At 51.5% G+C, this 11,086-nt stretch carries 11 protein-coding genes; 3 read left to right on the forward strand and 8 right to left on the reverse strand.

Going from position 1 to position 11,086, the window contains the following annotated elements; all coding sequences use genetic code 11:
- Nucleotides 1-23: 23 nt before the first annotated feature.
- Both KFE80_04860 and xerD read right to left on the reverse strand, forming a co-directional pair.
- The gene (locus KFE80_04860) at nt 24-761 is read right to left on the reverse strand and encodes a DsbC family protein (GenBank protein ID UTW46223.1); all 738 of its coding nucleotides are present in this window, start codon (nt 759-761) and stop codon (nt 24-26) included.
- Nucleotides 762-859: 98 nt separating this feature from the next.
- Nucleotides 860-1,747, reverse strand: a complete 888-nt coding sequence (xerD, locus tag KFE80_04865) for a site-specific tyrosine recombinase XerD (protein UTW46224.1) — start codon at nt 1,745-1,747, stop codon at nt 860-862.
- A 320-nt stretch (nt 1,748-2,067) separates the two neighbouring features.
- Here xerD and KFE80_04870 point away from each other — a divergent pair, with 320 nt between their 5' ends.
- Complete coding sequence (locus KFE80_04870) at nt 2,068-2,595, forward strand: GNAT family N-acetyltransferase (protein ID UTW46632.1); 528 nt, start codon at nt 2,068-2,070, stop codon at nt 2,593-2,595.
- A 91-nt stretch (nt 2,596-2,686) separates the two neighbouring features.
- On the opposite strand, the gene KFE80_04875 is transcribed toward KFE80_04870, so the two are convergent.
- The 6 genes from KFE80_04875 to ffh all read right to left on the reverse strand — a co-directional run bounded on the left by KFE80_04875 (nt 2,687) and on the right by ffh (nt 8,509).
- Entirely contained in the window at nt 2,687-4,546 is a 1,860-nt protein-coding gene (locus KFE80_04875) for a M48 family metalloprotease (GenBank protein UTW46225.1), read from the reverse strand.
- Between the two features lie 130 nt (nt 4,547-4,676).
- Nucleotides 4,677-5,042, reverse strand: a complete 366-nt coding sequence (gene rplS / locus KFE80_04880) for a 50S ribosomal protein L19 (GenBank protein UTW46226.1) — start codon at nt 5,040-5,042, stop codon at nt 4,677-4,679.
- A gap of 89 nt (nt 5,043-5,131) precedes the next feature.
- Entirely contained in the window at nt 5,132-5,896 is a 765-nt protein-coding gene (trmD, locus tag KFE80_04885) for a tRNA (guanosine(37)-N1)-methyltransferase TrmD (protein ID UTW46227.1), read from the reverse strand.
- A 9-nt stretch (nt 5,897-5,905) separates the two neighbouring features.
- The gene (gene rimM / locus KFE80_04890) at nt 5,906-6,463 is read right to left on the reverse strand and encodes a ribosome maturation factor RimM (protein ID UTW46228.1); all 558 of its coding nucleotides are present in this window, start codon (nt 6,461-6,463) and stop codon (nt 5,906-5,908) included.
- A 33-nt stretch (nt 6,464-6,496) separates the two neighbouring features.
- The gene (gene rpsP, locus KFE80_04895; GenBank protein ID UTW46229.1) at nt 6,497-6,745 is read right to left on the reverse strand and encodes a 30S ribosomal protein S16; all 249 of its coding nucleotides are present in this window, start codon (nt 6,743-6,745) and stop codon (nt 6,497-6,499) included.
- Nucleotides 6,746-7,057: 312 nt separating this feature from the next.
- The gene (gene ffh / locus KFE80_04900) at nt 7,058-8,509 is read right to left on the reverse strand and encodes a signal recognition particle protein (GenBank protein UTW46633.1); all 1,452 of its coding nucleotides are present in this window, start codon (nt 8,507-8,509) and stop codon (nt 7,058-7,060) included.
- A gap of 292 nt (nt 8,510-8,801) precedes the next feature.
- Between ffh and ccsA the strand changes: the two genes are divergently transcribed.
- Both ccsA and KFE80_04910 read left to right on the forward strand, forming a co-directional pair.
- Nucleotides 8,802-9,614 (forward strand): cytochrome c biogenesis protein CcsA, encoded by an 813-nt coding sequence (gene ccsA / locus KFE80_04905; GenBank protein UTW46230.1) that lies wholly within the window; start codon nt 8,802-8,804, stop codon nt 9,612-9,614.
- A gap of 87 nt (nt 9,615-9,701) precedes the next feature.
- Nucleotides 9,702-10,997 carry an HlyC/CorC family transporter gene (locus KFE80_04910; protein ID UTW46231.1) on the forward strand — a complete coding sequence of 432 codons (1,296 nt, stop codon included), beginning with the start codon at nt 9,702-9,704 and terminating at the stop codon, nt 10,995-10,997.
- The last annotated feature ends 89 nt before the right edge of the window (nt 10,998-11,086 follow it).

The following is an 11,086-nucleotide window of genomic DNA, read 5'->3' on the forward strand; positions in this document are numbered from 1 at the left end:
AACCGCTTGAAAACAGTGAGAAATTACAGGCCCAGGCGGCGTTTTAGCTGAGCAGCGGGTAGATAGCCGGGAATTAAAGTGCCGTCGCTCAGTACCATAGATGGGGTACCTGTAAGGCCCATCTTCGCCACCATATTCATATGGGTGGCAATGGCGTTGGTTTTGCACTCTTTGGCGGGCAAGTCGTAACCTTGTTTAGAACGAGTCATCGCTTCCAGGGGGTCATCAGAGCACCAGACCGAAGTGATTTTTTGCTCTGAGTCAGAGCCCATGCCAGCGCGGGGGAACGCCAGGTAACGCACTTCCACGCCAATGTCGTTCAGGGTAGGTACTTCCTGATGCAACTTGCGGCAGTAGCCACAATCGATATCGGTAAATACATGAAGCACCGCTTTGGTTTCACCTTTCGCCTTATACACCACCATATCGTCGACGCTGGCGGATTGGATCAGGTCCCGGCGAATAGGCGCATATACCGTATCCAGCCAGTTTTCGAAGGTGCCCAAGCTGGTTTTATTGAGGTCGCCCTGAATAAAGTAAGTACCGTCAGCAGAGGTAAAAATACTCGGCCCACCCACAACTTGCACATGAAACAAGCCTTCAATGGGTGTGGCCATCACATTGGTAAAATTCAGGTCGGGACGCCAGTTTTTCAGGCCAGCCACAATTTTCGCCTCCTGCTCCTGGCTGACCTCAGCCCAGGACAGTGCAGATACCAGCGCCAGAGACAAAGCCATCAAGGCATTACGTACACAAGACATAAGCGTATTCCATGTAAAAAAGTCGGTGAATAATGGGCTTGGAGTCTAGGGGAAGCGTCGGGTTCCCTTCAACTAGGCATTGCTGAGTTTTTGAACCATCACCCTCTGGGGTGGTGCTTGGCGTGCAATTCTTGCATTCGAGCATTGGCCACGTGAGTGTATATCTGGGTAGTGGACAAATCGCTGTGCCCCAACAGCAACTGCACCACCCTCAGATCAGCGCCGTGGTTGAGCAAATGACTGGCAAAGGCATGGCGCAGGGTATGGGGTGACAGCGGCTTGCTGATGCCCGCTGTGGTCGCGCACTGCTTGATACGATGCCAAAAGGTTTGCCGGGTCATCTGCTGACCGCGAGTGCTGGGGAACAACACATCGCTCTGGCGACCATTCAACAATTCCGGGCGTCCCTGGCGCAGGTAGCGTTCCAGCCAGTCCTGAGCTTCCAGGCCCAGCGGCACCAAACGTTCTTTACTGCCTTTTCCGAATACACGTATCACTCCCTGGCGCAAATTCACCTGTGGAATGGTCAACCCCACCAACTCCGACACCCGCAACCCGCAGGCGTACAGCACCTCAAGCATGGTGCGGTCCCGCAGACCAATGGCCTGATCCAGATCTGGGGCACTCAGCAGTCGTTCTACATCATCTTCGCTCAAGGTTTTCGGCAATGGCCGTCCCAAACGAGGGTTATCGATATTGTTGGTGGGGTCCTGCTGTAGATGATTTTCGCGTACCTGATAACGGTAGAACCCCCGCAAACAGGACAGCATTCGCGCCATAGAGCGAGCCGCCAAACCCTGCTGCTGGCGATAAGCCAGATAATCCTGAAGCTGGTGAGCGTGCGCACTTAACAAGGGACTTTGCAGCCAGTTGGCAAATTGTTTTAGATCACGGCGATAGGCAGCGAGGCTGTGCTCACTGAGCCCCCGTTCCATCCACACCGCATCCAGATAGCGGTCAATAAGCTGTTGGTTATCCTCTGACATGGGTGCTACTTTACGGCACAAAGGGCCTGTTGACGTATCATATCCACCTCTGCTGAGAGCGATTTTTGCGCTCTACAAGGCGTAAAGAGTGCCGTGTAGTCATTCTACATAAGCGATTTACAACGCAGTGGAGCGCAAAAATAGCCTCAGCCCCGTATTTTCTAACGAAGGGGGTTGGCACTGAAAAGGCGCCCCTCGTTGTTGCTTGTCGCTCATTTGGAATGACCAAACCACTCTCCTCGCGCCTAGATGGACGCCTTTTCAGCCGTCAACAGTGGCGGATATGATACGTCAGCAGGCCCTAAATGGAAGCGAGCTCAATCATGAAACAATCTCTGGAAACTGACCGCCTGATTATTCGCCCCATGGTGGAGAGTGATTTCGATGGCTACCTGACCTACGCTCAGGATGCAGAGGTAATGGCCTATATTCGTGAAGTGGGCGCTGTAGAAGAAATCCGTGAGCACTTTAACGGTTATATGAACACCTGGGCTGGTGAAGAAAATACCTGGATGGGCGCTGCCGTTACCTTAAAAGAAGACAATACACCGATTGGCGATATCGGATTTCGCTATCGGGATAAAGCCAGCGAAATTATCGAGATCGGTTACAAATTCAGCCGCCACCACCACGGTCGTGGCTACGGCTATGAAGCGATGGCTGCTCTTGTGGAGTTAATCAAACAGGATTGGCCAGTGCACAAACTGGTGGCCTACGCCGACCCGGAAAATACCGCTTCAGTACGGTTAATGGAAAAGCTCGGGCTGGAAAAAGAGGGACACTTTAAATCCCATTACAAATTAGGAAATCGGTGGACCGATGAAGTGGCTTATGGGTTGGTGGTTTGACCCATTATCATCCTGGGCCGCGTAGCGGCGTGAGACAAAACGGGCGCCGTAGACGTCCCGTAGAGACGAAAGAGGAAGCATCAGAGAACACCTATAAAATATTAATCCCCTGTTTTTTGACTTTTTTTGCCAGCTTTTTAGTTTCACCCCGAGCAGCCACAAGAAATATATCTCCCTCTCCTTCAAAACCCTGCACGAGGGACTCCAGAACTTTATCATCCGAAAAATAAAATCCTTTCGGCTTAAAGGCAATAATGTATACCGGTTGTTCCTGACAGTATTTGACCACCTTTTGTGCTACCCAGGCAGAGCCCACGTTCTTCTGTGCACTTAGCACTTGCTTCATCTTTTCCAGCAATGGCTGATCAATTACCGGGCTTACGTATTTATCATTCAGCGATGCCGAGTCTCTTTCTGCCTGTGCTTTTTGGTGAATCTCATTTGCGCTTTCAGCTTCTTTCCACCAGGCCTCCGCAGCCTGATTCTGATTATTATCCAGCAAATACTGATAGCCCAAATGGGCCGCTTCCGAAATAGTATCAGGCCTTTTAAAGGCAATACGCAGATGCTCCAGCGCTTCGTCATCCTTTTTTGTCAACAGAATACACCCGATATAGTAAGCAGCTCCCACGCTATCCTTGTGCCTTGATTGAAATGCGCGATACAGTGGTAGCGCCTCATTCTCACCAATGAACTCGTGGCTCCACGAAGCATAATCCCACAATTCATCATCAGTGAGCGCAGCGGCCTCTCTGCTGGCAAATTCCGCTAATGATTTTTGCGCCCCTTTCACATATTCATAGCGATCTTTCCATTTGCCTGCATTGGCTTCCATCCACCGAGCGTCAAAATATTCCAATGTTTTTTCATACAATTCCCCCAACCACTCTTGCGCTGCATTATTTTCGGACATTTCAGGCAACAACACTTCTTGACCCAAAGCCTTGACGCGATCATGCAAACTGGGATGAGTATCAGAATAGTGCGTTACAGCCTTGAGAGCTTCATCAACACGGTCAGCAAGCTCATTAGCCTGAATAGGGCTTGATTTTAAAAAAGATGCAAGCCCCTCATACGGCTTATATGGGGGATCAGATAAAGTATCGGCTTGTTTAAAGTAAGACGACCAAAATTTCTCATCAATATACGGAGCCAATGCGTGCACATTGACAAGTGCCTTTATCGCTACAGGGGGAGACACAAGCTCCGCTGAAATAGCATCTGCTTCGTACTCGTTATTCCTGGCCAAAGCAAACGAATAAGCAGAAAAATAAGGTGAGTACCATTCAAAGAAACGTCTCATCAGACTGGCGCCAAAGGAGCCATGGCCTGAGAACGCATGCATAACACGATCCCAACTCACACGAACGCGGTATACCCAACCAGAGAATCGACTATGATTGCCAGACAGGTGGCCAAACTCATGAGCAAGAACAGATCGCATTTCTTGCGGTGACAAAGCCAGCAATAATTCCAAACCTAAAAACAAGATATTTTGCTGGCCGCCTAAAACTCCGTATTTAGGGTGCTGTACAACGCCAGCATTAAGCTCTTCAGTCAAAATAACACGATGAATTTTTAGTGCTTTCAGACTTTTTGTCAGGTTGTCAATTTCAGCAAATAGCTTTGGGTAGTCTTTTCGTGCAAGCTCGTATCCCTCGGGTCTATCAAACCTTACCCAGAGCGCTTTAAAAAATGTCCAGATCGCAAATATAACGACAAAAATAATTTTTTTCTTTATCAACAAAAACAGCAGGCTTGAACTCACAAAGGCCAGTGCCACCATGCCACCGACCATACCCAGAAGCAATAAGAGGATCGTAAATATCACCACATAACCCAAGGCAGCAAAGAGCGCCAGTCGAGTTTTATAGCTATTGATATTACGTGCTGAGTCTTTTTCTGCTTTTTGAACAACTGCTATGAACTGTTCTTCAGTTTTGATCGTCATTGCTTGCACCTCACAATATCCGTATTAATCCATCTGTGTTAATGGAAAACCATAACAGTATGGGCAAACTTATATCAACAAAAAAAGGGGCGGCTAAATAGCCACCCCTTTTCGTATTCAATCGAAGCAATTAAGACTTGTTGTCCAGCTTCTCTTTGATGCGTGCGGAACGACCAGAGCGCTCGCGCAGGTAGTACAGTTTGGCTTGGCGAACGTCACCGCGACGCTTAACCTTGATGCTGTCTACCAGCGGGCTGTAGGTTTGGAAAGTACGCTCTACACCGATGCCGCTGGAAATTTTGCGCACGGTAAAGGCGGAGTTCAGGCCGCGGTTGCGCTTGCCCAGTACAACACCTTCGAACGCCTGTAGACGCTCACGGTTACCTTCTTTTACTTTCACCTGAACAACAACAGTGTCGCCCGGGGCAAAAGCAGGAATTTCTTTGCCCATTTGCTCTTTTTCGAGCTCGGCAATAATTGGGTTCTTACCACTCATGGTTCGCTCCTCAGTTTGTACGTTAAAAGTTTTACTCTTTTTGAGTAGCGCTGCGCTAAAGAGGAAATTCCCTTCAGGTGAAGGGCGTTTCATTCGCCAGCTTGCGACAACTCAGCTTCAATTGCCGCCAGTATTGCCTGCTGCTCATCACTAAGCTGCAGGTCTTTTAACAACTCTGGCCGCCGGGTCAGTGTCCTTTCCAGAGACTGCCGCAGCCGCCATTGTCGAATCTTTTCGTGATTGCCGGATAGCAACACCTCCGGAACCGCTGCCTGGTAATCATCATCCATTACCGGGCGTGTGTAATGGGGGCAATCCAGCAAGCCCTCAGCAAAGGAATCTTCCACTGCCGAATCCTGGTGCCCTAACGCGCCTGGCAGATGGCGAATAATCGCGTCCATCAGCACCATGGCCGGCAGCTCACCGCCGCTGAGCACGTAGTCACCAATGGACCACTCTTCATCCACTTCCTGTTGGATCAGGCGTTCGTCGATACCTTCGTAGCGACCCGCCACCAGTATCAGATTGCTCTCTTTCACCAAGGTATTTACACCCTGCTGGTTGAGCACCCTGCCCTGGGGAGACAGATAAATGACCTTACAGTCCACACTGTCTCCACCCTGCCATTGACGCGCTGCGGCAATGGCCTGGCGCAATGGTTCAATCAACATCACCATGCCGGGGCCGCCACCATAGGGGCGATCATCCACGGTCTGGTGTTTATCGTCGGTAAACTGCCGGGGGTTGAAAGCCTTAACCTCCAACAGCCCATTGCTTACCGCTCTGCCAGTGACACCGTAATCGGTAACGGCAGAAAACATTTCGGGGAATAATGTGACCAATGCAACTTTCACATGCCACCTCTAGAAGTCCGGATCCCAATCGACTTCTATCTCACCCGCTTCAAGATCAACATTGAGTACAAACTGATCCACGTAGGGAATCAGTCGCTCTTTGCGATCCAGACTGTCGCTGTTGCCCTTTACCATCAATACATCATTGGCACCGGTTTCCAACAACTGCTTTACCACACCGAGGGTTTTGCGTTCACCGCCATGAACGGTTATCGCCGTTAACCCTTCCAACTGGTGCCAGTAAAGCTCGTCGCCAGATAACTCTGGCAGTACTTCTTTTTTCACCGCGATGTTTTGCTGGCAATAATTGCGCGCTTTATCCCGGTCGTCGAGGCCAACAATGTGCGCAATCAGGCCTTTGCCTTGTTTGCGGAAGTCGTCGAACTCAATCTCTTTCCAGCCCCCAGAGGTTTTCAACCACCAAGGGCCGTACTTGAAAAGATTTTCACGGGGCTCTGTAAAGGAGTTCACCTTTACCCAGCCTTTCACCCCGTGGATAGAAACAATCCGGCCAGCAATCATTTTTTCCGCAACAAGTGTCTCACTGTTGTTTGATGCCGGGCGCATTGTTCCCCTTCAGACGCTACGCGTCGTACTTACTTATGCCTGTTCGCCAGCGTCTTTAATCAGCTTGGCGACACGATCGGAGGGCTTGGCACCCTGGCTAACCCAGTGGTTAACACGCTCCAGATCAACACGCAGGCGCTCTTCGTTACCGCGGGCGGTAGGGTTGAAGAAGCCAACGCGCTCAATAAAACGGCTGTTGCGAGCATTGCGGCTGTCCGCAACGGTCAGGTGGTAAAACGGGCGCTTTTTGGAGCCGCCACGAGCCAGACGAATGGTTACCATGTAACTGTTATCCTGTACTTAACGGGGTTAAAAACCCCTTAAAAATTAACGAGATAGACCCATAAAAACAAAGCCCGGGCCAATTGAAACCGGGCTGACTATCTCCGAAAGGCGCGGCATTATACGTATTTGTGGGGAATAAAGGAAGGCTTCGGGCTTCGGGCTGCTAGCGACGAGCTGATCGAGCGGGTTTGTCATTCTGAGCGCAGCGAAGGATCTCTGAGGTTGCAGCACGCATGATCCCCTTCGCTGCGCTCAGGGTGACGGCGTTCTACCAATCTGCACGCAGCCCGTAGCCCGCCGCTCGCAGCTTTACTTCTTCTTAAACGGCAACCCACCCCCAGGTGGCATTCCACCCATCGGCGGCAGATCACCCCCACTCATCCCACCCATGGGAGGCATTCCACCGGGCAGATTGCCCATGCCAGGCATACCACCAAGGCCACGCATCATTTTTGCCATGCCACCGCCCTTCATCTTTTTCATCATCTTGGCCATCTGCTTGTGCTGTTTCATCAGACGGTTGAGATCCTGAATAGTGGTACCAGAACCCATGGTGATACGACGCTTGCGGGAGCCATTGAGAATATCCGGGTTACGGCGCTCAGCCGGGGTCATGGAGTTAATCAGTGCTTCCATTTTGCCAAACTGTTTACCGGCGTTGGCCTGTTCCATCATCTGGGACATATTGCCCATGCCCGGCAGTTTTTCCAGCATGCTGCCGAGACCACCCATATTCTGCATTTGCTGCAGCTGGTCGCGCAGGTCTTCCAGATCAAAGCGCTTACCTTTCTGTACCTTTTTAACCAGTTTCTCGGCTTTCTGGCGGTCGACTTTCTGCTCGACTTCTTCAATCAGGCTGAGCACATCCCCCATCCCCAGAATGCGAGAAGCAATCCGATCTGGGTGAAATGGCTCCAAGGCGTCGGTTTTTTCGCCCACACCAAGGAATTTAATGGGCTTGCCAGTGACCTGACGGACAGACAGCGCGGCACCGCCGCGGGCATCGCCATCCACTTTGGTGAGGATGACACCGGTCAGTGCCAGCGCATCGTTAAACGCCTTGGCGGTATTCACCGCGTCCTGACCGATCATGGCGTCGATCACAAACAGGGTTTCTACCGGGTTCAGAACTTTGTGCAAGTCCTGAATTTCCCCCATCAACTCCTGATCGATATGCAGGCGGCCAGCGGTATCCACAATCAATACATCGGCGTGCTGTTCTTTGGCGGCTTTTAAGGCTGCCTTGGCAATGGCCTGGGGCTTTTGATCCGCCGAGCTGGGCTGATAACCGACACCCACTTCCTCAGCCAGGGTTTCCAGTTGCTTGATGGCCGCCGGACGGTAAACGTCGGCACTCACCACCAGCACTTTTTTCTTTTCCCGCTCAGTGAGGTGCTTGGCTAGTTTGGCTACTGAGGTGGTTTTACCGGCGCCTTGCAGACCCGCCATCAGAATCACCGCTGGCGGCTGGGCCGCCAGATTCAGGGATTCGTTGCGCTCCCCCATGGTGATTTCCAGCTCGCGTTGAACAATCTTGAGGAACTGCTGGCCAGGGTTGAGGCTGCTGCTAACTTTTGCACCCACGGCACTCTGCTTTACCTGCTCGACAAACTGCTTCACCACCGGCAGCGCAACATCCGCCTCCAACAGCGCCATGCGCACTTCGCGCAGGGTGTCTTTAATATTGTCTTCGCTGAGCTGGGCCTTGCCGGTGACTTTCTTTAGGGTTTGCGACAGGCGTTCGCTAAGGTTTTCAAACATGGCCATGGGGGAAATCACTGCTGTATTGAGTTCAAGGGCGAGGAGTATAGCTTGATGTACCGCTGCGCGGTAGCTACGGGCAACGAGCGACTGGCTGCGAGCTGCCCGAGCGAAATTTTCACCCTGAGCGCAACGAAGAAAAACGCGGCTGGAGCACCAAAATGCAAAACTCGCTCGATCTGCTCGCCGCCCGTAGCCCGCCGCTCGCAGCTGCTTATTGATAACCCCTCGCATCTGCAAAGCAACTGTGCGACACTCGCCTTGCACTATAAGGATGAGATACCGCACAACCATGAGCACTTTGTACGCTGGCTATGGGGCCATCGCCCTTTATATCTTTGCCTTTTTTTATCAGGCGCAAAAGGTGCGTGCAGCCAGCCATGGCAATAGCAGTTCACCGTTGCGCAAAGAATGGCTGCTGGTTATGTGCGCTCTGGCTGTAGCCACTCACGGCCTGACCGCTTGGCAGCTGTTGGCAACGGCCAACGGGCTGGATTTAAGCTTGTGGCGAATCAGTGCTGCCATCTTTTTTGTGGTGAATTTGATTGTGCTGCTAAGCAGCCTGCGCAAACCGTCCCACAACCTGTTTCTTTTTTTACTGCCAATTACGGTGCCGGTTTTGGCCATCGCCCTGGTCAGCAGTGCCGGCAGCGCACAAAGCAAACCCGGAACCGGCGCGACTGTGCATATCCTCAGTTCTATACTGGCTTATAGCCTGCTCACCATCGCTGCGTTCCAGGCCATGTTGCTGGCCTACCAAAACTGGCAGCTGCGCCATAAACACCTCAAAGGTTGGGTGCGTGCCCTCCCCCCTCTGCAAACTATGGAAGCCCTGCTGTTTGAAGTACTGTGGGCGGGGGTGCTGTTACTGACCCTGTCGCTGATTTCAGGTTTCGCGGTATTTGAAGATCTGTTTGGCCAGAACCTTGGCCACAAAACGGCCTTTTCTATTATTGCCTGGCTGATCTACGCGGTATTACTTTGGGGCCGCTATCAACTGGGCTGGCGAGGCAACACAGCCATTCGCTGGACACTGATTGGTTTTATCGCCACCGCATTGGCGTACTGGGGCAGCAAATTTGTCTATGAAGTGCTGCTGTCGTAGCCATATATTGGTAGAGCAAAACGGTTGACCTGCCTGCAGCCATATCGCACCATACTGCTCCCATAACAAATAGAGGTTTATCCCTCCTTGGACGCGACGCCCCTGTGGCTATTGTTTAGCCTGCTGGCACTCCTGCTGCTTTGCTCCGCATTCTTTTCCAGCTCTGAAACCGGCATGATGGCGATCAATCGCTATCGCCTCAAACACCTGCAAAAAAAACACCGTGGCGCCCGTCGGGTCAGCCAGTTATTGGAGCGCCCGGATCGTTTGATTGGGGTGATTTTAATTGGCAACAACGCTGTTAATATTTTTGCCGCCTCTATCGCCACTATTATTGCCACACGACTGTGGGGAGACGCCGGCCTAATCATCTCCACCATTGGCCTCACCTTTTTGGTGTTGATTTTTTCAGAAGTGACCCCCAAAACCATTGCCGCGCTACACCCAGAGAAAGTCGCCTTTCCTTTCAGTTTGTTGCTCAAACCCATGCTCACCCTGCTGTACCCGTTTGTACTGTTGGTGAACTATATTTCCAATGGCTTGGTAAGGCTGTTCGGCGTAGATCCGAAAAAAGGCAGCAACGATGCTCTCAGCAAAGACGAGCTGCGTACGGTGGTCGATGAATCCGGCTCCAATATCCCCACCGATAACCAGGGCATGCTGCTCAATATTCTGGAACTGGAAGACGTCACCGTCGACGACATCATGGTGCCGCGCAACGAGATTTACGGCATCGACCTGGAAGACGACCTGTGCACCATTACCGACCGCATTGTTACCAGTGAATACACCCGCCTGCCGATATTTGAAGACAACATTAACGAAGTGTCCGGCTTACTGCATATTCGCAGCGCCAGCCGCCTGTTGCGGGGCAATGCCGGAGAGATGAGTAAAGAGGCCATCAAACGCTTTGCCACTGAGACTTACTTTGTGCCGGAAAATACACCGTTGCACACCCAGCTGATGAACTTCCGCCGCACCAAACATCGCACCGCTTTGGTAGTGGATGAATACGGTGAAGTACAAGGCCTGGTGACATTGGAAGACATCCTTGAGGAAATCGTCGGCGACTTCACCACCAATCAGGCAGAAGAAGCCATACAGGATATCGAACCGCAAAAAGACGGCAGTTTTATTATTGACGCCACCGCGACTATTCGCGACATCAACAAAGCCACCGACTGGGAACTGCCCACTGACGGCCCCAAAACCCTCAACGGCCTGGCTATTGAGCAGCTGGAAAACATCCCCGACGGCAACGTCAGCTTTAGAGTGGGCGAGTACCGCTTTGAAACCATATTGCTGGACGATATGAAGGTGATCAAACTGCGCGCCAACCGCACCCTGAACCTCAGTAGCGATCAAGAACCCGAAGAAATGTAACCGAAGGGCATTTTCTGCCACGCTCTACTTTACCCATTTATTGAGAATGAGTATCATTTAGTGTTTTTATACTGTCATAAAATGGAAAC

It is taken from the genome of bacterium SCSIO 12696 (genome assembly GCA_024397955.1).
In the GTDB taxonomy this organism is placed as follows: Bacteria; Pseudomonadota; Gammaproteobacteria; order Pseudomonadales; family Porticoccaceae; genus SCSIO-12696.